At 70.0% G+C, this 22,709-nt stretch carries 18 protein-coding genes; 13 read left to right on the top strand and 5 right to left on the bottom strand.

Annotation, left to right across the window (positions count from 1 at the left end):
• Positions 1–53: 53 nt before the first annotated feature.
• The 3 genes from ACFXJ8_RS21635 to ettA all read left to right on the top strand — a co-directional run bounded on the left by ACFXJ8_RS21635 (position 54) and on the right by ettA (position 5,722).
• Positions 54–1,175 carry a single-stranded DNA-binding protein gene (locus tag ACFXJ8_RS21635; RefSeq protein WP_379645714.1) on the top strand — a complete coding sequence of 374 codons (1,122 nt, stop codon included), beginning with the start codon at positions 54–56 and terminating at the stop codon, positions 1,173–1,175.
• 1,006 nt (positions 1,176–2,181) lie between these two features.
• Positions 2,182–3,480: a GGDEF domain-containing protein gene (locus ACFXJ8_RS21630; RefSeq protein ID WP_379645713.1), complete on the top strand. Its 1,299-nt coding sequence runs from the start codon at positions 2,182–2,184 to the stop codon at positions 3,478–3,480.
• 577 nt (positions 3,481–4,057) lie between these two features.
• On the top strand, positions 4,058–5,722 hold the full coding sequence (ettA, locus tag ACFXJ8_RS21625; RefSeq protein WP_379645712.1) for an energy-dependent translational throttle protein EttA: 1,665 nt from the start codon (positions 4,058–4,060) through the stop codon (positions 5,720–5,722).
• A 492-nt stretch (positions 5,723–6,214) separates the two neighbouring features.
• Here ettA and ACFXJ8_RS21620 read toward each other — a convergent pair whose 3' ends face one another.
• A complete protein-coding gene (locus ACFXJ8_RS21620) occupies positions 6,215–6,814 on the bottom strand; it encodes a TetR/AcrR family transcriptional regulator (protein WP_379645711.1) in 600 nt (199 codons plus the stop codon).
• A gap of 118 nt (positions 6,815–6,932) precedes the next feature.
• On the opposite strand from ACFXJ8_RS21620, the gene ACFXJ8_RS21615 reads away from it, so the two are divergent.
• From ACFXJ8_RS21615 to ACFXJ8_RS21600, 4 genes are read left to right on the top strand one after another with little or no spacing between them, the layout of a single operon-like run.
• Complete coding sequence (locus ACFXJ8_RS21615) at positions 6,933–8,600, top strand: APC family permease (RefSeq protein ID WP_379645710.1); 1,668 nt, start codon at positions 6,933–6,935, stop codon at positions 8,598–8,600.
• 20 nt (positions 8,601–8,620) lie between these two features.
• Complete coding sequence (locus ACFXJ8_RS21610) at positions 8,621–10,240, top strand: amidohydrolase (RefSeq protein WP_379645709.1); 1,620 nt, start codon at positions 8,621–8,623, stop codon at positions 10,238–10,240.
• Between the two features lie 36 nt (positions 10,241–10,276).
• On the top strand, positions 10,277–10,906 hold the full coding sequence (locus ACFXJ8_RS21605; RefSeq protein ID WP_379645708.1) for a TetR/AcrR family transcriptional regulator: 630 nt from the start codon (positions 10,277–10,279) through the stop codon (positions 10,904–10,906).
• Positions 10,907–10,930: 24 nt separating this feature from the next.
• The gene (locus ACFXJ8_RS21600; protein ID WP_379645707.1) at positions 10,931–11,353 is read left to right on the top strand and encodes an acyl-CoA thioesterase; all 423 of its coding nucleotides are present in this window, start codon (positions 10,931–10,933) and stop codon (positions 11,351–11,353) included.
• Positions 11,354–11,394: 41 nt separating this feature from the next.
• Here ACFXJ8_RS21600 and ACFXJ8_RS21595 read toward each other — a convergent pair whose 3' ends face one another.
• From ACFXJ8_RS21595 to ACFXJ8_RS21580, 4 genes are all read right to left on the bottom strand, one after another.
• The gene (locus ACFXJ8_RS21595; RefSeq protein WP_379645706.1) at positions 11,395–12,903 is read right to left on the bottom strand and encodes a glycoside hydrolase family 13 protein; all 1,509 of its coding nucleotides are present in this window, start codon (positions 12,901–12,903) and stop codon (positions 11,395–11,397) included.
• A 17-nt stretch (positions 12,904–12,920) separates the two neighbouring features.
• Positions 12,921–13,301 (bottom strand): globin, encoded by a 381-nt coding sequence (locus ACFXJ8_RS21590; protein ID WP_379645705.1) that lies wholly within the window; start codon positions 13,299–13,301, stop codon positions 12,921–12,923.
• A 235-nt stretch (positions 13,302–13,536) separates the two neighbouring features.
• On the bottom strand, positions 13,537–14,523 hold the full coding sequence (locus ACFXJ8_RS21585; RefSeq protein WP_379645704.1) for a mechanosensitive ion channel family protein: 987 nt from the start codon (positions 14,521–14,523) through the stop codon (positions 13,537–13,539).
• A gap of 462 nt (positions 14,524–14,985) precedes the next feature.
• Positions 14,986–15,204: a hypothetical protein gene (locus ACFXJ8_RS21580; protein ID WP_379645703.1), complete on the bottom strand. Its 219-nt coding sequence runs from the start codon at positions 15,202–15,204 to the stop codon at positions 14,986–14,988.
• 330 nt (positions 15,205–15,534) lie between these two features.
• On the opposite strand from ACFXJ8_RS21580, the gene ACFXJ8_RS21575 reads away from it, so the two are divergent.
• The 6 genes from ACFXJ8_RS21575 (at position 15,535) to ACFXJ8_RS21550 (ending at position 22,376) form a co-directional block, all read left to right on the top strand.
• Entirely contained in the window at positions 15,535–17,097 is a 1,563-nt protein-coding gene (locus ACFXJ8_RS21575) for an XRE family transcriptional regulator (protein ID WP_379645702.1), read from the top strand.
• Complete coding sequence (locus ACFXJ8_RS21570; protein WP_379645701.1) at positions 17,094–17,585, top strand: GNAT family N-acetyltransferase; 492 nt, start codon at positions 17,094–17,096, stop codon at positions 17,583–17,585. The genes ACFXJ8_RS21575 and ACFXJ8_RS21570 overlap by 4 nt, the downstream gene beginning before the upstream one ends.
• Before the next feature lie 301 nt (positions 17,586–17,886).
• Positions 17,887–18,075: a hypothetical protein gene (locus ACFXJ8_RS21565; RefSeq protein WP_379645700.1), complete on the top strand. Its 189-nt coding sequence runs from the start codon at positions 17,887–17,889 to the stop codon at positions 18,073–18,075.
• Between the two features lie 631 nt (positions 18,076–18,706).
• Positions 18,707–20,095: a DMT family transporter gene (locus ACFXJ8_RS21560; protein ID WP_379645699.1), complete on the top strand. Its 1,389-nt coding sequence runs from the start codon at positions 18,707–18,709 to the stop codon at positions 20,093–20,095.
• A gap of 162 nt (positions 20,096–20,257) precedes the next feature.
• Complete coding sequence (locus ACFXJ8_RS21555) at positions 20,258–21,886, top strand: tetratricopeptide repeat protein (protein WP_379645698.1); 1,629 nt, start codon at positions 20,258–20,260, stop codon at positions 21,884–21,886.
• A 37-nt stretch (positions 21,887–21,923) separates the two neighbouring features.
• On the top strand, positions 21,924–22,376 hold the full coding sequence (locus ACFXJ8_RS21550; protein ID WP_379645697.1) for a hypothetical protein: 453 nt from the start codon (positions 21,924–21,926) through the stop codon (positions 22,374–22,376).
• Positions 22,377–22,709: the final 333 nt, after the last annotated feature.

The following is a 22,709-nucleotide window of genomic DNA, read 5'->3' as shown; positions in this document are numbered from 1 at the left end:
ACGACACCGTTTCCCCATGCAGCGGGCACCCGGCCCGCCACATGGGAGGCACGATGAACGACATCTACATCACACTCACCGGCAACGTCGCAGCCCCACCCCGCCAGCACGCCTTCGCCGACGGTTCGAGAGTGACCTCGCTCCGAGTGGCGACCAGGCATCGTTTCTTCGACAGGAAGACCCAGGAGTGGTCCGACGGAGACACCGTGTTCTTCGCCGTCCGCTGCTGGCGCACCCTCGGCGACAACGTGGCCCAGTCCTTCCAGGTCGGACATCCCGTCGTGGTCTGCGGCAAGCTGCGGATCAGGGAGTTCGGGCCAGAAGGCGACCGCCGGTTCATGCCCGAGATCGAGGCCAGCTCGATCGGCCACGACCTGCGCTGGGGCGTCGGCGCCTTCTCCAAGCCGGAGCGCTCGGGCGGCATCGGCACGCTGAGCAAGGAGACCAGGGAAAGCCTCGACGAGTCCACGCAGGACTGGGCCATGTCGGGCGCGGCGAACGTCCGCCCACTCCACGCACGACCAGTGCCCGCGGCGGCGCTGCCTTTCGCGGAGGAGGCGGCACAGGACGACGCGGCAGGCTGGCCCTTCCCCGTCGCTCCAGCCGAAGCGAGCACCGACATGCCCACCGGCCCCGCCTCGGAGACCGCGTTCGGGCCCACGTCGGGAGCCGCGTTCGGGCTCGAGTCGGAGGGCGCATCCGGGCGGGTGTCGGAGGCCGCGATCGGGGCCGTGCCGGAGACCGCGATCGAGCACGTGTCGGAGACCGCGTTCGGGCCCGCGTCGGAGGGCGCTTCCGGGCGGGTGTCGGAGGCCGCGATCGGGGCCGTGCGGGAGACCGCGTTCGGCCCCGCGTCGGCGGCCACGTTTGGGCCTGCGTCGGAGGACGCGTTCGGGCGTGCGTCGGAGGCCACGGCGCAGGCTCCGTCGGAGGTCGCATCTGGCCCGACGTCCCAGTCGGCGTCCGAGCACCCAGGCGGTCCGGCGCCTGCTGCGGGCAACGGCGACACGATCACACTGGCGCCTGCCGAGGGTGACGACAACTCGCCCTCAGCGGAACCGGACGCGGATCCCGGTGCCGGACACGGGGGAGCGGCGGGGAAGGTCCGCATCCTGACCAGCGAAGACGCTCCCCGCGCCGCCACCCCCCGCTCCCGCCGCTCCAAGGCCGCCTGACCAGCACGCTTCCGGAGTTCTGGCCCACGCCATCCAGGCGTGGGTCACCGACTGCTCGGCCGGTGAGCTGATGCCGTGCCGGCGTGGTTGCGGATCGCTTCGGCGGGCTGGGCGTGATCTGGCGATCGCTGGTACGGCCGATCGCCTGCGTGCCGGGCTGATGCCGCGCTGGCGTGGTTGCCGGTCCCTGGTGTAGTTGGCCGATCGCTCAGGGTGCTGGGCCGATGCTGCGCTGGCGCGATTATCGGTCGTTCGGTTGGCTGGGCGTAGTTGCCGATCGCTTGGCGTGCTGGGCCGATGCCGCGCTGGCAGGTCGCCGACCACTCCACGCAGGGGGTTGATCTCCCGTGGGTGTGGTTGGGCCGCGTCGTGGGTCGGGTTCGCGTTACCTACAGACGTAAAGTCTGACTCCCTTGTCAGGCCCCTGCATCGAAAGATTTCGACCACCTGGCGCATCCGGTACAGATCCATGCGACACGAGGATCAGCCGCGCTTTGCCGTTTCTCGGGTTGTACGCCGGTTTCTCGGGCGTCTGCGTCACCCTTCGCCGCCGTCCACGTCGCCTTCTTGGCGGCCCGGTCGAGCGGCCTTCGGCTGGCCATCAATGCAAGCCGCCGCGTTATGGACCATTCGTTTCAAGACCTGGGCGAGCGCATGCCAAGCCGTACACAGGGAGGAAATGGGGAGGCGGAGGGGGCATCGGCCGCGCGTGGTGGCATCACGAGTCAGAACTCGAGCCTGCCGGAAGGGGTCGGCCGATGGTGTTCCGTGTCAGATGGCTAGAGCATCTGTCAGGTCCAGGTGACGCCCCGCACCATGGCTGCTCCTTTCCAGCACGGCCCGCTCGCGGAGTGAGCGGTTTCATCACGGCCCGCTCGCGGAGTGAACGGGCCCATTCTCGGCCACCGGACGCAGATGGCCACGCTGCCCAAGGTAGCGGTTCCCATCGCGCAACGCACACTCCGCAACTATTGTGTTACACATCGTTAGTCAGGGAGGAGGCAAGATGGCGGCGACCAGTCATACCTCGATCAAGCCTCGTGACAGTGTGTCCACACTCGCGGGCCGGTGGCCGTTGCTGGCGCAGCGTCGACCACTCGTGGCCTACCTCAGCGGGATCGTGGCGCTGGATCTCGCGGCGATCGTGTTCTTCGCGTCTACTGGCCCCTATCGCTGGCCGGACGTCATGATGTTCGCCGCGCTGATGGGCTGTGGCGCGGTGTGCATCGAGGCGACGCGGCGTCTCGGCATGCCCGCGGGAGTCTCCCGCGACCTGCTGTCAGCGTGGTGGCTGCCCGTCGCGCTGCTGCTTCCCCCGATCTACGCGCTGCTCGCGCCGATCCTGCTGCAGATGCTGATGCAACTGCGGGTGAGGGCGACGGTGCTCTATCGGAGGGTGTTCAGCTCCGCGGCCATCGGTCTGGCCGGTGGTGCGGCTTCGGTGGTGTTCCATGCCGTGGTGCCCGACATTTCGGTGCTGTCCAAGGGCGCGGGGGCGCCGATCATGCTCGCGGTGGGATGCGCGGCGCTGTTCGCCGTTCTCAACACCGGGTTGATCGTGATCGCCGCCCACACCGCCGACCCCGACACCCGCTGGCGCGACGTGTTGTGGGACAGGGAGAGCGCGATCCTCGACATCGTCGAGCTGTGCCTCGGCGTCATCGTGGCGATCGCGTGCGGGCTCAACCTGGCGCTGCTGGCGCTGGCGCTCCCGCCCGTGGTGCTGCTGCAGCGCAGTCTGCTCCACGCTCAGCTCCAGGCCGCCGCGCGCACCGACCCCAAGACGGGCCTGCTCAACGCGGCGGCATGGCAGCGTGAGGCCGACACCGAGATCGTCAGGGCTCGCCGCACCGGAGAGACGCTGGCCCTGCTGATCATCGACATCGACCACTTCAAACGGGTCAACGACAAGCACGGCCACCTGGTCGGCGACCAGGTGCTGGTCGGGGTGGCGGCGACGCTGCGCAGCCAGCTTCGCGACTACGACGTGGTGGGCAGGTTCGGCGGCGAAGAGTTCGTGGTCCTGCTGCCGCGCGCCGACATCACCGAGGCCCGCAGGGTGGCCGAGCGCCTGCGCAGCAGGATCGGCCGCATGGCCGTTCCCGCCGACGACGCCCTGATCACGGTGACGATCTCGGCTGGTGTGGCCATCATGAGCATTCACGGTGACGACCTGATCGAGCTGCTCGCCGCCGCCGACCTGGCGCTCTACCGGGCCAAGGAGCTGGGTCGCGACCGCATCTGCATTCCCGCCGTCCAGCCCGCGCCACCCTCCACGCCGATGGACCCACCCCCTGCGGCTTGACCCATACCTCCACCAGTCGCCCCCATGTCAACACGCCTCCTGCGGCCCACCCCCTTACCCCTCCGTAGCCCGGTCGGCCCTCCTCCTGCGGTCCGACCCGTCCCCCGCCCGCCAGTGGATCCGTCTCTCGCGGCCTGACCCATTGCCACCGCACTGATGGGCCCTTCTGCGGGCTGAGCCGTTGTCCCCCGGGGGGTCCCCCGGGGGGTCCCCCGGGGGGTCCCCCGGGGGGTCCGCCTCGCGTGTCATCACCCACCTGGTGGGACCCGCCTCCTGGGGTTTCCGGTGCGCCTCGGTGGGAGCCGTCTCCGTCGGTGGGTCCGTCTCCCGCGACTTGGCTCGCTAGCGCCGCCAGTGGATCCGTCTCTAGCGGCCTGATCCGCTACCTCCCACCGGGGGGCTCCTGCGGCCTGACCTGTTACCCCGTCGAGGCGCACGCCCTGTCTCTGTTGCGGGCCGTACCCTCGACGTGCTCTGAGCCGACGGCCGCCCGCCGTACCCGCCAGAGGGGGGAAAGAGAAGATCACCCCATCGGGTACGGCGGAAGCCGGTTCGCGCACGCCCTAAGCTAGAAGGCATGCCGGAGTACATCTACACGATGCAGCGCGTGCGCAAGGCGCACGGCGACAAGGTTGTCCTCGACGATGTCACCCTGTCGTTCCTGCCCGGAGCCAAGATCGGCGTGCTGGGCCCCAACGGCACCGGTAAGTCGACGCTGCTGCGGATGATGGCCGGCCTGGAGCAGCCGTCCAACGGCGATGCCAAGCTCATGCCGGGCTTCACCGTCGGCATGCTTCAGCAGGAGCCGCCGCTCAACGAGTCCAAGACCGTTCTCGGCAACGTGCAGGAGGGCGTCGCCGAGACGATGGCGATGCTTCACCGCTACAACGAGATCGCCGAGCAGATGGCCACCGACTACAGCGACGAGCTGCTGGCGGAGATGAGCAAGCTGCAGGACCAGATCGAGCACCGCAACGCGTGGGACCTCGACTCCCAGCTGGAGCAGGCGATGGACGCGCTGCGCTGTCCGCCGCCCGACGCCGACGTGACCAAGCTGTCGGGTGGTGAGCGCCGCCGCGTCGCGCTGTGCAAGCTGCTGCTGGAGGCCCCCGACCTGCTGCTGCTCGACGAGCCCACCAACCACCTCGACGCCGAGAGCGTGCAGTGGCTGGAGCAGCATCTGGAGAAGTACGCGGGCACCGTGCTCGCCGTCACCCACGACCGCTACTTCCTCGACAACGTCGCCACCTGGATCCTCGAGCTCGACCGTGGCCGCACCTTCCCCTACGAGGGCAACTACTCCACCTACCTGGAGGCCAAGGCCCAGCGGCTGAAGGTCGAGGGGCAGAAGGACGCCAAGCGCAAGAAGCGCCTGGAGGACGAGCTGGAGTGGGTCCGGTCCAACCCGAAGGCCCGCCAGACCAAGAGCAAGGCCCGTCTGCAGCGGTATGAGGAGATGGCCGCCGAGGCGGACAAGTACCGCAAGCTCGACTTCGAGGAGATCCAGATCCCGCCGGGCCCGCGTCTGGGCACCACGGTGATCAAGGCGGACGACCTCACCAAGGGCTTCGACGACCGTCTGCTGATGGAGGAGCTCACCTTCGACCTGCCGCGCAACGGCATCGTCGGGGTCATCGGCCCGAACGGCGTCGGCAAGACCACGCTGTTCCGCATGGTCACCGGTAGCGAGACGCCCGACACCGGCGCGATCGTCATCGGTGACACGGTCAAGATCTCCTACGCCGACCAGAGCCGTGGCGGCATCGACCCGAACAAGAACGTGTGGGAGGTCGTCTCCGACGGTCTCGACCACATCAAGGTCGGCCACGTCGAGATGCCGTCGCGGGCGTATATCGCGGCGTTCGGCTTCAAGGGTCCCGACCAGCAGAAGAAGGCCGGCGTGCTGTCGGGCGGCGAGCGCAACAGGCTCAACCTGGCGCTGACCCTCAAGCAGGGCGGCAATGTCCTGCTGCTCGACGAGCCGACCAACGACCTCGACACCGAGACCCTGTCGAGCCTGGAGAACGCGCTGCTCGACTTCCCGGGCTGCGCGGTGATCACCTCGCACGACCGGTGGTTCCTCGACCGCATCGCCACGCACATCCTGGCGTGGGAAGAGGGTTCGAGCTGGTTCTGGTTCGAGGGCAACTTCGCCGACTACGAGAAGAACAAGGTCGAGCGTCTGGGGGCCGACGCGGCCCGCCCGCACCGCGTCACCTACCGCCAGCTCCGCCGCGACTAACCGCACCGCCGGACCTCAGCCCCCTCCAGGACACGTTCCCGTCCACCGAGGGGGCTTTGTCCTATCCGGCGCCGGGACCTATTGCGCATCCGGCGTGCGGGTCCAGCCGTCCGGGTATGCGGCCAGCGTGTCTGAGGGGCGGGGTCTGGGCGTCGGGGTGCGGGGGCCTGTATGTCCGCGGTGCTCGCCAGTGCTCGCGGGGCGTGGATCTGCGCGTTCGAGCGGCCGGTCTGCGGGTGCGGCCCCGGCCTTCCCCCAGCCTGTACGGCAAGCCGCCCAAGCCCACCCGCCGCCGTGGGCTGGCGTCGGTCCAGGGAGACGGTCATCGGGCGCGCGGCCGGGCCGCCGTTACGCGGCCACGTGAACCGGCCCACCGAGTCCCGCCTCAACGCAGGGAGAGGGAGGATGTCCCCGGATCAGCGGGTGGGTGGCGAGGGAGGGAAGTGAAAGCGCCCCTGGTCAGCGATGGGCGGCGAGGGTGGGTGCCCCCGGTCAGCGGTGGGCGGTGAGCGTCTGGCGGGTGTAGTCGAGGGCGTGCGTCGCGAAGGTCGCGCGGTCGACCCCCGGCACCCCGATCACGATCTGGGTGCTGAACCCGTCGAGCATCGCGCGCAGCCGTACCGAGAATGCCTCCGCGTCGATCGGCATGTACTCCCCGGCCCGCACCCCGTCGTCCACCAGCCGCACCAGGTCCTCGTGCCAGCCCTGGTCCAGTTCGGCCTGCGCCTGACGTAGCTCGGGCACGGCGAGGGTGCGGCTCCACACGTCGACCCACAGGAGCCAGCGCGGGTCGGCGGTGCCGGTCGGCAGGTAGAGGTCGATGTACTCCGCCACCTTGGCGTCGGCCGGAGCGGGCCTCCCGACGAGCGCCGCCCGTCTGGGCGCCAGGCGTTCCTCGCTCCAGCGGAGCGTCTCGACGAGCACCTGGTCCTTGCTGCCGAAGTAGTACAGGATGTGCCCGCCGCTGGTCCCAAGCCTGCGGGCCAGCCCGGCCATCGTGAGGTCGGCGAGACCGTGCTCGGCGATGGCCGCCATCGCCGCCTCCAGCACCTGCTCCCGTGGGCGATCCAGCCGGCGATGCTCCCGCGCCATCACTCACCTTGCGATAACGGTCGTGGTCGAGTCCTTGACGGACCACTGTACGGCAGTGCATTTTGAATGTCATTCAATCTCTTTGAACTCCATTCAAAGACCGGCTCGAGGAGCCTCCATGATCCAGCCGAAAGTGGCGCCCACGACCACAACCACGATCACGGCCCCGACCACGGCGACCGCGCCGTCCCTGGCCCGGATGCTCGGCCTGTTCGGCGCGGTCCTGCTTACCCTCTCGTGCATCACGCCCGCGTCCTCGCTGTTCATCATCGTTCCAGAGGTGCTCGCCGGGCAGGGCAGCGGCGCGGTGCTCACGCTGCTCGCGGGCGTGGCCGTGTCGGTAGCCGTCGGCTGCTGCTACGCCGAGCTGGGCACGCTCAGGCCCAGCTCCGGCGGCGAGTACGCCATGGTGACGGCGATGCTCGGGCGGCTGTGCGGCTGGCTCGCCTTCGGCCTGTCCATCTCCCTGCTCATCGTGATCCCGCCGATCATCGCGCTGGGCACGGCGGACTACCTGGGAGACCTGTTCTCGGTGGACCGGGCGATCGCCGGGGCCGTCGTGATGCTCGCCGCCGCCGCCTTCGCGGTGCTCGACATCCGGTCGAACGCCCTGATCACCGGCATCTTCCTGGGCATCGAGGTGATCGCCGCCGGTGTGGTCGCCGTACTCGGCCTCGCGAACACCAGGCGAGGCGTCGACGTGCTCGTGTCACCGGTCGTGCCCGACGGACAGGGCGGCGCCTCGCCGTTCGGAGTGGCGGCGCTGATGGCCGGACTCACCGTGGCCATGTTCGTCGTGAACGGCTTCGGCACGGCCACCTACCTGGCCGAGGAGATCAAGGATCCGCGACGCAACATCGCGCGCACGGTGTTCTGGTCGCTCGGGCTGGCGGCCGTGGTCATCATCGTGCCGGTGACCGCCACCGTGCTGGGCGTCGGCTCCCTCGACAACCTGGTCAACGGCTCCTTCTCCGACTACGTGCGGGCCTGGGGCGGCGACGGCGCGGCCACCGCGGTCGATCTGGGCATCGCCATCGCGATCTTCAACGCCGTCCTGGTGATGGTGCTCCAGAACGGCCGGGTCGTGTTCGCCTCCGCCCGGGACCGCGCCTGGCCCGCGCAGGTCAGCGCCCTGCTCACCCGGATCCACCCGCGCTGGGGCTCCCCGTACGTCGCGACGCTCGTCATCGCCCTGCCCGGCGTCGTGATGGCCGCCCTGCTCGACATCGAGCAGCTGCTCGGCCTCACCTCGGTGATCGTCACGGTCGTCTCGCTGCTGCTCGCCGCCGCGGCGCTCCGATCCCGTACGGCGGGGCACCGGCGGGAGCGGGCCTGGCGGATGCCGTTGTGGCCGCTTCCGCCGCTGGTCGTGATCGGGGCGCTGGGCTACGCGCTGTTCGAGCAGAGCACGGCGGACCTGCTCATCGCGGGCGGCATCGTGGTGCTGTTCGGCGCCTACTACCTCCTCTACCTCCGGCCGCGCCGTGCGACCCACTGGCTCGTCACCATCCCCGAAGATGACACCGGCCCCGACGGAGACACCGGGCCTGTCGGAGACACCGGCGCTCCCGTGAATGGCCCCGTGTCTGGGGGAGACGGCCTCCGGGTGGAAGACGCCGCTTCCGGGGAAGGCCCCGCGTCCGGGGACGGCGCCCTCCGGGTGGTAGACGGCGCTTCCGTGAACCGCCCCGTGTCTGGGGGAGACGGCCTCCGGGTGGGAGACGTCGCTGCCGTGGAAGGCCCCGCGCCCGCCGAAGACCCCCTCCCCGCAAAGGACCGATCATGACAACCCGTCAAGGAGGACGGATGACCGCCGACCTGACCGTGCGCAACGCCCGGATCCACACCGTCGACGACGCCCTGCCCGAGGCCGAGGCGCTGGCCGTACGGGATGGCCGGATCGTGTGGGTGGGCGCGGACGCCGACGCGCCCGCCGCCGCGGAGACGATCGACGCCGGGGGCCGCCTCGTGCTGCCCGGCTTCGTGGACGCCCACAACCACGTCAGGCTCGGCTCCGACGATGCGTGCGTGCAGCTCGCGGGCGCCGCCGACCTGGCCGAGATCGGCCGCAGGATCAGCGCGTGGCGCGCCGCGCACCCGCGGGCGGACTGGGTCGAGTGCGAAGGGTTCGACTACTCCGCCCTGCCCGGCACGCCCACGGCCGCGGATCTGGACGCGCTCACCGGCGACCTTCCCGCGATCGTGTTCAGCTACGACGTGCACACATTGTGGGCCAACACCGCGGCCCTGCGCCGTCTCGGCGTCGACCGCGACCACACCGAGCTGCCGTTCGGCGTGGCCCAGGTGGACGGCGAGGGGGAGCCCACGGGGTTCGTCACCGAGTTCGCCGTCCGGGGGCTCTCCCGTGACGGCCACCGGGCGCTGGCGAAGCTGGGGGTGCCGTGGGCGGGTCCTGAGCGCCAGTACGCCCGGCTGCTCGGCAGCCTGGACATGGCGACCGGGTACGGCATCACGACCATTGTCGAGCCGCAGAACTCGCTGGACGACCTGGAGTTGTTCGAGCGGGCCCGCGCCGAGGGGCGGCTGCGGTCCCGCCTGATCGCGGCGCTGTTCCACCCGAGGGGGACGAGCGCCGCCGACCTGGACGCCTTCACGCGCGCCGCCGCACGCTTCGACGACGAGTGGCTGAGGGCAGGCCCCCTCAAGCTCTACATCGACGACGTGGTGGAGCCTCGCACCGCCGCGCTGCTGGAGCCGTACTGCGGGCACGGCGAGCACCGGGGCGAGACCTTCTACCCGCCAGAAGAGTTCGCGCACCTGCTGGCGTCGCTGGACGCGGCGGGCTTCCAGGCGTTCGTCCACGCGACGGGGGACCGGGGCATCCGCACGGTCCTGGACGCCGTCGAGCACGCCCGGCGGGTCAACGGCCCGCGTGACGCCCGCCACCAGGTGGTGCACGTGGAGTGCCTCGACCCCGCGGACGTGCCGCGCTTCGCCGAGCTCGGGGTCGTCGCCTGCATGCAGCCGCGGCACTGCTCCCCTGACATCGCGGGGCCTGGACGTGACTGGGCGGAGGCGGTCGGCCAGGCACGATGGCCCAAGGCGTGGCCGATGCGCTCGCTGCACGAGGCGGGCGCCGTCCTGGCCTTCTCCAGCGACTGGAACGTGGCGGAGATGGACCCCATGATCGGCATCTACACGGCCGTCACCAGGCGCGGGCTGGCGGGCGGTCCCGCGTGGATGCCGGAGGAACGGCTGAGCCTGGCCACCGCCATCCGGGGCTACACGATGGGCTCCGCCTACGCCAACTTCTGCGACGACGACCGCGGCTCGCTCACCCCCGGCAAGCTGGCCGACTTCACGATCCTGTCGGACGACCTGTTCACGATCCCGGTGGAGGCCATCCCGCAGGTGCGCGCCGACCTCGTCGCCGTGGGCGGCCGGATCGTCCACCAGGCGAACTGACCTCCGGACGAGGCCCCCAGCCCTACCATGGAGGTCATGGCACGCAGGTCCTCCAGCGCGTGGGAGTGGAGCCGCACGGCGCAGACGCGCAAGGTCATGCTGCAGGCGGCCAGAGAGGTGTTCGGCGAGCACGGCTTCGCCGAGGCGAACGTGGCCGACGTGGTCACCAGGGCCGGATCGAGCGTGGGCAGCCTCTACCACCACTTCGGCGGCAAGGCGGAGCTGTTCATGGCGCTGTGGGAGGACCACCAGCTCGCCCAGGAGCAGGCGTCGGCCTCCAGCGTCGCCCAGGCGAAACAGGACGGGGTGGACGATCCCGTCGAGCTGCTCATCACCGGTTCGCGCGCCTATCTGGAGGGCGCGTGGGACCGGCGGGACCTGGTCAGGCTGTTCATGGACGGCGACGGGCCGCCCGGGTTCGAGTTGCTGCGCCGTACTCGGGGCAGGCAGTGGCTGCGGCAGAACGCGGTGCTGCTCGGCGCGGGCGCCGAGCCGATCGACCGGTTGACGGTCGCGGTGCTGACCTCGGTGATCGGGGAGGCGGCGCGGGAGGTGGCCACCTGCGACACCGAGCAGGAGGCGCGCCGGGTGATCGAGGCGGCGGTGGTGCTGATCAGGCGGCTGGATCCGGTCGCCGGACTGAGCCCGCCCGGTGTCGGGTCATGAGCGGCCGGCGGATACGGTGTGGGCGTGGTTGAACGCTCCCTCGCACACGCAAGCAAGCATGTCTTCCCCCGCACGGTCCGCTTCGCGGACATCGACTCGCAGGGGCACGTGAACAACGTCCGCTTCCTCGACTATCTGGAGGACGCGCGGTTCGGGATGCTGCACATCGACCTCCACAAGGAGGGCGGGGAGACGTTCAAGGGCCTGGTGGTGGCCAGGCACGAGATCGACTACCTGCGTCCGCTGTCCTTCCGCGCCGATCCTGTGCTGGTGGAGACGTGGGTGACGGAGATCAGGCCGGTACGGTTCACGCTCGACTACGAGATCCGCGACGAGGACGAGGTGTTCGTGCGGGCCCGTTCGGTGATCGTCGCCTATGACGTGGAGAAGGCGGCGCCGCGCCGGCTGCGGCCGGACGAACTGGCTTACCTGAAGCGTTTCGCCTGAGAGCGGGAAGCGGCCGGCCCTGGTGGACCGGCCGCCCTGGTTCATTCCGTGGTGCGCAGCCAGGCCGCGGTGTCGGGCGGCAGGACGTCGCCGGTCAGCGCCGCGCTCGACAGCAGCACCTGATCGTGCGGCGGCAGCCGTACCGGGTCGGTGCCGCAGTTGATCACGCAGGTGAGCGGGCCGCGGGCGAAGAAGAGCGCGCCCTCGGGCGCCTCCAGCCACGTGAGCTCGTAGGGGATCGAGCGCACCAGCTCGCGGCGGCGAGCCAGGGCGCCGCGGTAGAACTCCAGCGTGGAGTCGCTGTCACCGGTCTGCGCCGTGACGCTCAGCTCCTTGAACGTCCGCGGCTGCGGCAGCCAGGGCGCCACCCCGTCGGGCGAGAAGCCGTACGGCGCGGCGTCACCCGACCAGGGGATCGGCACGCGGCACCCGTCGCGCCCCGCGAGCTTCCCCTCCGACTGGAAGAAGATCGGATCCTGGCGCGCTTCCGGTGGAAGATCCTTCACCTCGGGGAGGCCAAGTTCCTCCCCCTGGTAGAGATATGCACTCCCGGGCAGCGCGAGCATGACGAGCAGTGCGGCCTTTGCCCTGGCGAGTCCGGTTCCAGGGTCGGCGGTGTCGTAGCGGGTGCGGTGCCGTACGACATCGTGGTTGGACAGCACCCACGTCGCGAACGGCACGGCCCCCAGCGTGTCGTCGATGACCTTCCTGAACGCCGTCGCCGACCATGGCGCCTGCAGCCACGCGAAGTTGAAGCTCTGGTGCAACTCGTCGGGACGGACGTAGAGGGCCAGATCGGCCGCGCTGTCGGTCCACACCTCGCCGACGGCCATCCGCTCGCCGGGGAAGGTGTCCAGCAGCTTGCGCCACTCGCGGTAGACCTCGTGCACCTCGGGCTGGCCCCACACCGGAGAGAGCGCCTTGAACGACTGGTCGCCGACGTCGGGCAGGCCGTCGGCCTTGTACAGGCCCATCGCCACGTCGATGCGGAACCCGTCGACGCCCCGCTCCAGCCAGAACCGCAGCACGTCGAGGAACTCCTCGTGCACCTCGCGGTTGCGCCAGTTGAAGTCGGGCTGCTCGGGCGCGAACAGGTGCAGATACCACTGGCCGTCGGCCACCTGCGTCCAGGCGGGCCCGCCGAACGTGGACTGCCAGTTGTTGGGCCGGTCGCGGAAGACGTAACGGTCGCGGCCCTGCCCGGCCAGCGCCGCCCGGAACCACGGGTGCATCGAGGAGCTGTGGTTGGGGACGATGTCGACCAGCACCCTGATGCCGTGCGAGTGCGCCTCGGCCACCAGGGCCTCGAAGTCGTCCAGCGTGCCGAACAGCGGGTCGACGCCGCGGTAGTCGGCCACGTCGTAGCCGCCGTCGGCCATCGGCGAGGGATAGAAGGGGGTCAGCCAGATCGCGTCGACGCCCAGCCGCGAGAGGTACGGCAGGCGCTGCCTGACTCCGGCCAGATCGCCGACGCCGTCTCCCGACGCGTCGGCGAAGCTGCGGACGTAGATTTCGTAGACGACGGCGTCACGCCACCAGGGGATGTCCATGTGGCGTGTCTTGCCCGCTACGCGGGTGAGTTCACCAGGCTGTGCGCGGCCATCACGAGATAGTCCCAGAGCCGGTTCTCCAGCTCCTCGGGCAGCGCCAGGTCCTGCACGGCGTCGTGCATGTGCTTGAGCCACGCGTCGCGCTCGGCCTCGCCGATCACGAACGGCACGTGCCGCATGCGCAGCCGGGGGTGGCCGCGCTGCTCACTGTAGGTCTTGGGGCCACCCCAGTACTGGACGAGGAAGCCGCGCAGCCGGTCCTCGGCGGGGCCGAGGTCCTCCTCCGGGTAGAGCGGGCGCAGCAGCGGGTCGTCGGCGACCCCCTCGTAGAAGCGGTGGACGAGCCGGCGGAAGGTCTCCTCGCCGCCCACGGCCTCATAAAACGAACCCTCGGTCACGATCTCAGGCTATCCATTCTGTACGGCAGGCAGGGCCACGGCCACCGCGGTCACCGCTGACCGCCTGTCCTCCCACGCCGCTCCAGCGGGACTTCGCATCCCGCCGTAACGTCAGGGACGTTGACCGCTCCCTTCGAACTCATAGGAAACCTGCTCGCCAGACTGCCACTCCACTGTTGTGCCTGGTTAGGGTCGTAGTGGCAGTCCACTTAGCAGGTTTCCTATGAGTAAGCGCTCACGCGACCAGCGCGATTCCCGCACCGTCGAGCGCGGCCTTGACGCGCATCCTGAGCTCGCGCGCCACCTCGGCCTGCATGGACGGCAGCGTCTTGGCCGAGACGCGGAAAACGACGGAGGTGTCGGAGATCTGCTCGATGCCGAACACGGCCGGCTCCTCCACGATCACGCTCTCGCGGTAGCCGGGGTCGTTCCACAGCTCCTCGCTGACCCGCTTCAGCAGGTCGCGCACGGCGGGGACGTCGGCGTCGTAGGCGACGGGCACGTCGATGTAGGCGCGTGACCAGCCCTGCGACTCGTTGCCGACGCGGGTGATGGTGCCGTTGCGGACGTACCAGACACGGCCGTCGGCGTCACGCAGCCTCGTGACGCGCAGGGTGACGGCCTCGACCGTGCCGATGGCGGCGCCGGCGTCGATGACGTCGCCGACGCCGTACTGGTCCTCCATGAGCATGAACATGCCGGCGATGAAGTCCTTGACGAGCTCCTGGGCGCCGAAGCCGATCGCCACGCCCAGGATGCCGACGCTGGTCAGCAGCGGGGCGATGGGGATCGTCAGCCGGTCGAGGACGGTCAGGACGGCGGTGCCGATGATGACGATCGAGGCGATGTGGCGCAGGACCGAGCCCATGGTCTCGGCCCGCTGCTTGCGGCGCTCGTGGAGCAGGACGTCGATGCCGTCGGTGGCGTGGCTCTTGCGCAGCCGTCCGGTGATCGAGGCGCTGCTGGCCGCCCTGTTGACGATGCGGGTGATCAGCCGGTGGGTGAGATTTCTCACCACGATGGCGATCAGCAGAATCAGGACGATCGTGATGATGCTGGCGACGATCGGAGCCCAAACCCCACCGGGCAGGAAGTCACGAACGCCCTGACAGAAGAAGATCGTGTCGCTCTCGCATGCCTTGCTGATGCCGTTGACCACGGAAGCAGGGTCGAACGAGCCCGTCGGCGTGGGCGACGGTGTTGGCGTGGCAAGCAGGAACACGAGGTAGATCCCTCTCCGGAAGCGGTTCGGTCGGCATATCAAGTGGAGGTAACGCCCCAAAAGATACTTGCCGACCGAACCGGCCGTCGTCACATCACGCCGGGGAAGACGGGCCCGTCAGCTCCCGGGGCCGCGGAGGGCGGGAGCTGACGAACCGGTGACGATCGACTCGGACGGGACATGCACCCGGAAGCATGCCCCGAACGGTTCCGGGAGGGATCCCCCGGTCGTTCTCCGGGCGGACCCGCAGAACGCTTCTACGCGTACGGCTCGCATGCCGTACGAGACTGTGGTGGGTCAGGCGGTCGCCTGCGCGCAGGTGGTGGAGCACGGGAACCGACGGGGTGGCCAGGGACTCCCTGGACGGGAGACCCTCCGCACCGGACACCCCGTCGGCCCCGTGGGGCCGCGGTGGGGGCGGTGGGCCGAGGTGGCTGCGCTCCACCCTGGCCTCCGCCATGGTCACTCCCCTACCGCGGCGAGCACGCGCGCGATTTTGGTCGCTGCGCCCGCGGGATCGTCGGCCTTGTGCATGGGCTCTCCCCACGACCAGCAGTAGTCCCAGTCGCGGACCTCCTCGGACGGCCGGCAGGTGACGTTCTCGGCCAGGCTGGTCGCGTTGGGGTTGATCACTCTCACGAACAGGCGTCCGGAGTGCGTCCGAACGACCCTCGCGAGCATTCCGCGAGCGTCCAGCTCGGAAACCAAACGCTCCAGGTGCCCGAAATCATCGCCCACCCTCTCAGCCTCCCTTGGCCGAATCTTTGCTGGTGAGAGAAAGATGACTCATGACCCCCGCCCCGGTCAACGCGGCTTGGACCCCCTCCGGGAGTGCCCCTGACCCTCGAAGGATGTAAGAAACAGTCCCCTGGAGGACGATCCTTATCCCTAAGCTTCAAGGGACCATTTTCTTCCTGTCACTAATGGTTCATAGTTTTCTTGAGGCAGAGTGCATCCCTCCCGCTACTCTGCGTCAGGTAGGTGCCTTGCGGCTCACAGAGAGGGGCCGGGATGTCCGGCAGGCAGCACAGGGAAACGGAGATCGCCAGGCGGATCCGAGCCAAGGGTCTGGCCAGCGGCCGATCATGTGCTCAGATCGCCGAAGAGATCCACGAGACATGCAGCCCCCAGTTCGGCACGACGAAGATCAAGGGGCATCGCCTGGCTCACGGCATCGCGCTGGCCGATGTCATCGAACAGGTGCGAGCGCTGTTCGATCGTGATCAGAAACCGGCCCCAGGCATCGGCGAGACGCTGCTGTCGGCCTACGAGAGCGGCCTGAAACGCCCGGGCCCCGAGTACCTCCACTACCTGTGCACCGTCTACCGCGTCGAGCCGGTCTCCCTCGGCTACGACGGCCCGTGCATCTGTGGCCACGGCCACCGCATGGCGGGCGGGCGGCCGGGCGGCGACGACGACAGGGCGGAGCCGCCCCGCCCGCGCGACGTGTATCTCAACCAGTCCGCGGGCGACTCAGCGGGACCCGACGGGGCCGCGGAGGAAGACGAGAACGTCCTGCGCAGGACGTTGTTAAACCTTCTGGACCAGGCGGCCACCGGCCCGATCGGCGACATCCCGCCCTCGTTGCTGGGCGCCGTCGAGGGCATCAGGCGCCGCATGGACGAGACGCTCGTCATGGCCACGGTCTCGCCCGCGATGCTCGACCAGTGGGAGGAGACCACGCTCGCCTTCGGCCGCCAGTACTCCAGCACGCCGCCGATGCGGCTGCTGTGCGACGTGCTGCTGGAGCTGAGCGCCGTACGAGCGGCCATGGCCCGCCGCCAGCCGACCGACCTGGCCGAACGACTATGCAGGATGGCCGCCCAGCTGTCCGGGCTGAGCGGCATGATCCTGATCAACATCGGCGACCACAGGCTCGCCCGTGCCTTCTTCCGCACCGGGCGCACCGCCGCCGACGAGACTGGCGACCGCGCGCTGCGCGCGTGGATCATGGCCCGCGAATCGCTCGTGCCGCTCTACTACGGCGACGCGCGCGAGGCGCTCAACCTCGCCAAGCAGAGCCGCGACCTGGCAGGAGCGACGCCCTGCGTCGCCCAGGCCATGGCTCCGGTCGTCGAGGCCCGCGCGCTCGCGCTGCTGGCCGGCAGCAACGGCAAGAAGGAAGTGGTCGACCAGGCCAAACGCGCGCTGCTGAAGGCCCGCAACGCCTTCAGCCACATGAAGGCCCACGAGCAGGAGGACCTCGCCTTCGGCTACACCGAACGGCAGCTCTACTTCTACCAGGGCGACGTGCTCACCAAGCTGGGGCAGACGATCGAGGCCGACATGGTGCTGGAACAGGCGCTGGAGAAATACTCCGACCACATCCTCGACCAGACGCTGATCAGGCTCGACATGGCGCAGTGCCGGCTCATCGAGGGCGACATCGACGAGGCGCTGAAGGTCGCGATCGAAGCGGCCCGCCAGATCAAGCCCGAGTACCGCACCGACTTCATCGTCCGGCCCGCCATCGAGTTCGGCAGAGCCGTGGAGGCCGCGCCCGGAGGCAGCAAGGACCTTCCCGCCCTCCGGGAGTTCTACGAGCTCATGGGAATCGGGAGCAAGAAGGCATGACTCTGGCCATCCGGCGCTACCGCTGGTCCGACCTCGACGCGATCTACTCACTTCACCAGGTGTGCCTGGCACAGGTGGGCATCGTGCCGGGCGACGGGGTCTACTACGACGACGACTTCCCCCGCATCCACCAGGTCTACCTGGGGTGCGGAGGGGAGTTCCTCGTCGGCGAGGCGGACGGGCGCCTGGTCTCGATGGGCGGGCTGCGCCCGCTCGGCGAGCACACCGTGGAGGTGTGCAGGCTGCGGGTGCACCCCGACTTCCAGCGGCGCGGGTTCGGCGCGATGATGCTGGCGGCGCTGGAGAAGCGGGCGGTGATGCTCGGCTTCACCAGGCTGCGGGGCGACACGACCGTGAGCCAGGGGGCGGCGCTGGCCCTGTACGAACGGCAGGGCTGGACGGAGCTGTCCAGGCGGCAGGTGGGCGACCACACCGTGATCTACGGTGAGAAGAGCCTCATGCCGTTGAGCGTTCAGCCCCACGCCTGACGCCCCTGCCCTGTTCCGGTTGCGATCTTCACCCCCAGGTACGGCACGCCGCAGGCCACGGACGCCGGGTGAGTGGGTGGCGTAGGCTCGCGCCTCGTCAACGGCACGCCACCGGCCACAGACGCCGGGCGGGTGGGTGGCATGGCCCCGCGCTTCGTCAGGAGCCCGAGCCACCCGGCCGCCAAGAGCGGCGCCAACCACCAGCTCAGAGCGCTGTGCCGCCGCCCCGGTTTCCACCTGTTCGTCGGCTGCTTCTTCGCTCGCCCACGCCACGGAAGCGGCGCTCGGGTGGGGTCTTGGCGTGCCGCCGCGGGCGCTGCGCAAGGCGTTCGGGTGGGACCTTGGCGTGCTGCCGCCGCGGGCGCTGCGCAAGGCGTTCGGGTGGGGTCTTGGCGTGCTGCCACCGCGGGCGCCGCGCAGGACGCTCGGGAGAGGCCTCGACGCGCTGTCACCCGTGCTCGGCGTGACGCCCGGCGGTCTACGTCGGTAGTGCGCCCGCTCCTTCACGGCCCGCTGTCAAGCCCGGTCAGCCTGGTCGCCGCTCGTGCAGGCGGGCATAGCCTCGGCTGAGCGCGTCTCCGAACTGCCGGGCCACCGAGCAGGCACCGCCGGAGCCCACCCGCGGCGCTCTCCCGCTCCCTGCGGACACGTCCTCTTCCACCGGGTCGGCTTCCGGGACGACCAGGACACGCCGATGCCGGAGAATATGTCGCCGGGGGAGACGACCTCCATCGTCGGCTAGGCAAGCCCTGGCGAGACGACGCTGCTCACTCCGCTGATGCGCTCCCACGAGGTCACCGAGGACTCAGCGCGGGGGAGCGGCGGGCGTTTGTCGCCGACCCCGGCGCTCCTCGTGCTCGACGAGGCGACCGACTCGCACGACACCTGGACCGAGGCGCTGGCGACGCGGCATCTCAGGCGGGGCCGTACCTGCTTCGTGAACGCCCACCCGTCATCCCGGAGCCCGGATGGATCATCCCCCGGCGCCCCGCGCGGCCCTCCCCGATGAGGCCGATGCCGTCCGACGGGCACTCGAAAAGAGGTGGGTGATGCATGAGTGTCTGAGGTGATTGGGAGGTTTGCCGTTATCGCTCGGAGGGGTATTGCGGAGCCCGCGAGGTATGGTCTTCCGCCTGCGTGTAACAGCAACCCCTCCGGCTGCTCGCCGCGCGTCAGAGCGCGTCACCCGTAGTGAGATGCTGCGATGCATGGCAGTGGTGCCCGCTCCCCGACCCCTCCTGGGAGCCGTGCTTCTGTTGTTCGTCAGCGCCGCTTGGGGGTCGGCCTTTCCGCTGATGAAGAGTCTGATCGACGAGCCGTTGCACATGTCGGTGACAGACCTTCTCGCCGAGCGCTACACGATCGCCGCGGTCGCGCTGTTCCTCATCAGGCCCACGTGCCTGACGGGGCTGACGAAGGGCACCTGGTCACGGGGGATCGTGCTGGGGATCATGTTCGGGGTCGGCCAGGCGATGCAGGCCTTCGCGCTCGACGACCTCTCCTCCGCGGTTTCGGGGTTCGCCGTCGGGTGCAACGTCGTGATGACGCCGGTGTTCGCGCTGGTCCTGTTCCGCGTCAGGGTCCCCAGGCGCGTCTGGTACGGCGTGGCGCTCGCCCTCGTCGGGGTGGCGGTGTTCGCGCTGATGAAGGGCGACGGGGTCAAGTTCGCGCCCGTCGCGCTCGGCCTCACGCTGTGCGCGGCGGCGCTGTACGCCTGCCACACGCTGGTGCTCGCCAACTTCTCCAGGTCCAACTTCAACGCCTACGCCATCACCGTCATCCAGTTGCTCACGATCGGGTTGCTCACGGGGGTGGTGGCGGTGCCCGACGGGCTCGACGCGCCGCCAGGGCCGTACGGCTGGCTGAAGCTCGGCCACCTGGCGATCGTGTCGTGCGCGCTCGGCTTCCTGGCCAGGTCCTTCGGCCAGCGGCACCTGCACGCGGTGCCGAGCGCGGTCCTGCTGTCGTCGCAGCCGCTGTGGGTGGCGCTGATCGCGATGCTGTGCGACGAGCCGGTCGGGATGAGCGTGCTGGTGGGCGGGCCGTTCATGGCGGCGGCGATGCTGCTGGCCGTACCGTCGAAGGGTGAGCCCGTCGTGGTCGGCGACCCGCCGGCGAGGGTGCCGCAGGCGCCCGAGGCGGACGAGAGCCTGCGCAGGGCGGCCAAGCAGGCGGCGGAGGCGCTCGCGTCGCTGCGCACGCCCGAGCGCGCGTCCCCGGCCCAGCCTGTCCCAGTGAACCTGGAGCAGGTCAGGGACTGCTGGATCAGGGCGGCCGAGCGCGATCCCGACGCCGAGCCGTGGTGCTCGCTGACCCGCCGGAGCAGTGGTCCCGACATCGAGCGACTGATCGAGCACGCCACGGAGATCATCAGATCCAGGCAGGAGTTGCCGGCAACGGAGGGATGTCTGACATTTCCCTTCAGCGGACGTTGTTTGTGCGCATTGCGGCCCGTCCCTGCCTTGGAAACTGAGCCGGAAGAGGCGTCAGATATCGGTGTGGTGCGGTAATTCAGACTGCTTCCTTATGGGTATTGAAGTTTGTCGACAGTTCAACTACATGTGGCTTTACCGAACAGGGGAGGACGCATGAAGAGGATCGTCGTCAGAAAGTCAGGCACCGCCCGGCTGACCGGCACCGCCTCCGTCATCCACAAGGGGTGACCTGACGAGATGCGCCTCCCGTCCGGGGCGGGGTCGACGCCGCTGCTGATGCCGTCGATCGACGCGCACCGGCACCCCCATGGCCCCTACACCGTGGCCGCGGCGTTGCTGTCCCGACTGGTACCAGGCGCATTGGAACGTTCCCCTGATCTCGTGTCCGCCTACGACATCGAGATCAGGGCGGCGGCCCCGGCGCTGCGCCCGCTGGTGCCCGCCAGGCGCGTCACGATCGACGCGCACCTGCCTGACGAGGAGCGCATCCTCGTGCCCGCGCCCCGCCGTACGTTACGGCTGGCCAACGGGCTGGCCGAGTTCGTCGCCGCCACCATCCCTCGGGGGAGCGCGCTGGTCGTCCTCAACGCCGCGCAGGCCGACCCGACGGACGCCGAGCTGCTGGAGGTGATGGCGCGCCGGATCCCCGCCGAGCACCTGCGCATCGAGATCCACGACGAGGGGCCCGCGCCCGCCGACGACCGCAGGAGTACGGCGGAGCTGTGGGAGCTGGTCGACCACTGCGTCCGCGAGGGCTTCCTGCACGCGGTGGCCGAGCTGGGCACGCGGGGGATGGCCAGGACAGAGCCGGGCGGACAGGTCTGGTGGCGCTTCGCCCAGCGCGCGGCGACCGCCCTCGGCGGGCTCGGCCGGCACGAGGAGGCCAGACAGCTCTGGGAGCGGGTGCGCAGGAGCAGCCAGGACCCGGCGATGCACGCCGCGGCCGCGTACGGCACGGCGATGCTCGACGCCCGCCACCCCGACCCCGGGCGACGCGACCTGGGCAGGGCGAGGGGCTGGATCAACCAGGCCATCGCCATCTCCACCCTGGTGCCGGACCGCGCCTTCAAGCTGGGCTTCGACCGCAACGGGCTGGCCCTGATCGAGCTGCGCGAAGGGCGGCTCGAAGCCGCGCTGGAGCTGGTGGAGTCCGCGATCGAGCTGGCGGTGCGCGAGCTGCCCGACCGCCACCCCGTCCACCGGATGGTGCTGCTGGCAAACAGGGCACAGCTCCTGGCCGCGCTCGGCCACACCAAGGAGGCGCTGGAGGACTACGCGGCGGCGATCGCGATCGACCCGGCCTTCCCCGATTACTACCTCGACCGCGGCAATCTGTGGTTCGTGCTGGGCCGTCACCCGGAGGCGCTGGCCGACTACGAGAGCGCGATCGCGATGAGCCCGCCGCTGCCAGAGGCGTACTACAACAGGGCGGAGGCGCGGGTCGCGCTGGGCGAGGACGAGGCGGCGCTGGCCGACTTCGGGCACGTGATGGAGCTGGACCCGAGCTATCTCGACGCCTACGTCAACCGCGCGGGGCTGCTGGCGGGCCTGGAAAGGGACGCGGAGGCGATGGCCGACGTGCGGGCGGGGCTCGCCGTCGATCCGTTCAATCCGCACCTGCTGACCGTGCTCGGCCAGCTGGAGACCGCGGCGGGACGGCATGAGGAGGCCGCGCGGGCGCTGGAGGCCGCCCTGGCCGCCGCGCCCGAGCTGGCGGCGGCGTGGGCGGCGAGGGGCGCGCTGCGCTACGAGCGCGGCGATCCGGAGGGCGCGGTCGCCGACCTGACCAGGGCGATAGAGCTCGATCCCCAGCCCGACCTCTACGTGAACAGGGCTATGGCCCTGCGCGCGATGGGTATGGAGTGATCGCGCGTCTGGTGGCGTGATCGCACACAATGGGGGGATGTTGCGGCTCTTGGGGCGGGTGGCGGCCATCTACGGGAGCCTCGGCGCGTTGTGGTGGGTGGCCATCAACGCCACCAGGACGGCCACCCGCTGCGGCGACTGGCCGTGCCTCTACCCGACGCTCAGCGCCTACCTGGTGGTGACGGTCGTGGTGCTGGCGGCGGCGGTGCCGCTGCTCATCCGCGTGGCCGTGACCCCGGCCCGCCGCGTGGCCGTGACGGCGGCGGCGGTGCTGCTGGCGATCAGGGGCTTCGGCGAGGCCGTGCCGTCCTCGCCGTACGAGGTGGTGGAGGTGCTGCGCGCGGGCCTGGCCTTCACGGCCGCGGGTACGGTGGCCGCCTTGCTGGCCACGCCCGGCCTGGCCAGGCGCTGGCGGGTGCTGGGCTGGCTCGCCGTCCTGGCGCTGCCCGTCATCGGGCTCGCGGCGGTGTGGACGCGCTACGGGTTCTGAACATCGGCGAACCCGACGCGGGATCGCCGGGTCGCGGGATGCGGGATCGGACGATCGCGGGGTCGCGGGGTGCGGGATCGGACGATCGCGGGGTCGCGGGGTGCGGGATCGGACGATCGCGGGGTCGCGGGGTGCGGGATCGGGGGATCGTGAGGCCGGGGGTCGGACGGTCGCGGGATGGCGGGAGAAAACTTCGGGTGGAGGATTCTCCCCCTTGGGTGAGCGGGGGAAGATTCTTTATCTGAGACTGGCAAAGTTGCCACTGGGGCGGAGGTTTCTTCTCCCAGCGGGGACCTGGAGCCCGCGGTGAGTCCGGCTCCCGGCGCCCACCGC

Source organism: Nonomuraea sp. NPDC059194 (assembly GCF_042754765.1).
In the GTDB taxonomy this organism is placed as follows: Bacteria; Actinomycetota; Actinomycetes; order Streptosporangiales; family Streptosporangiaceae; genus Nonomuraea.
Note: the sequence above shows the minus strand (reverse complement) of the source record. Positions and strands in the feature narration are given on the sequence as shown.

Excerpts from the sequence above, each read along its gene's own strand:
- ACFXJ8_RS21635 (WP_379645714.1), top strand. The coding sequence starts at position 54 with ATGAACGACATCTACATCACACTCACCGGCAACGTCGCAGCCCCACCC.
- ACFXJ8_RS21630 (WP_379645713.1), top strand. The coding sequence starts at position 2,182 with ATGGCGGCGACCAGTCATACCTCGATCAAGCCTCGTGACAGTGTGTCC.
- ettA (WP_379645712.1), top strand. The coding sequence starts at position 4,058 with ATGCCGGAGTACATCTACACGATGCAGCGCGTGCGCAAGGCGCACGGC.
- ACFXJ8_RS21620 (WP_379645711.1), bottom strand. The coding sequence starts at position 6,814 with ATGGCGCGGGAGCATCGCCGGCTGGATCGCCCACGGGAGCAGGTGCTG.
- ACFXJ8_RS21615 (WP_379645710.1), top strand. The coding sequence starts at position 6,933 with ATGATCCAGCCGAAAGTGGCGCCCACGACCACAACCACGATCACGGCC.
- ACFXJ8_RS21610 (WP_379645709.1), top strand. The coding sequence starts at position 8,621 with ATGACCGCCGACCTGACCGTGCGCAACGCCCGGATCCACACCGTCGAC.
- ACFXJ8_RS21605 (WP_379645708.1), top strand. The coding sequence starts at position 10,277 with ATGGCACGCAGGTCCTCCAGCGCGTGGGAGTGGAGCCGCACGGCGCAG.
- ACFXJ8_RS21595 (WP_379645706.1), bottom strand. The coding sequence starts at position 12,903 with ATGGACATCCCCTGGTGGCGTGACGCCGTCGTCTACGAAATCTACGTC.
- ACFXJ8_RS21580 (WP_379645703.1), bottom strand. The coding sequence starts at position 15,204 with ATGCTCGCGAGGGTCGTTCGGACGCACTCCGGACGCCTGTTCGTGAGA.
- ACFXJ8_RS21575 (WP_379645702.1), top strand. The coding sequence starts at position 15,535 with ATGTCCGGCAGGCAGCACAGGGAAACGGAGATCGCCAGGCGGATCCGA.
- ACFXJ8_RS21570 (WP_379645701.1), top strand. The coding sequence starts at position 17,094 with ATGACTCTGGCCATCCGGCGCTACCGCTGGTCCGACCTCGACGCGATC.
- ACFXJ8_RS21560 (WP_379645699.1), top strand. The coding sequence starts at position 18,707 with ATGGTCTTCCGCCTGCGTGTAACAGCAACCCCTCCGGCTGCTCGCCGC.
- ACFXJ8_RS21555 (WP_379645698.1), top strand. The coding sequence starts at position 20,258 with ATGCGCCTCCCGTCCGGGGCGGGGTCGACGCCGCTGCTGATGCCGTCG.
- ACFXJ8_RS21550 (WP_379645697.1), top strand. The coding sequence starts at position 21,924 with ATGTTGCGGCTCTTGGGGCGGGTGGCGGCCATCTACGGGAGCCTCGGC.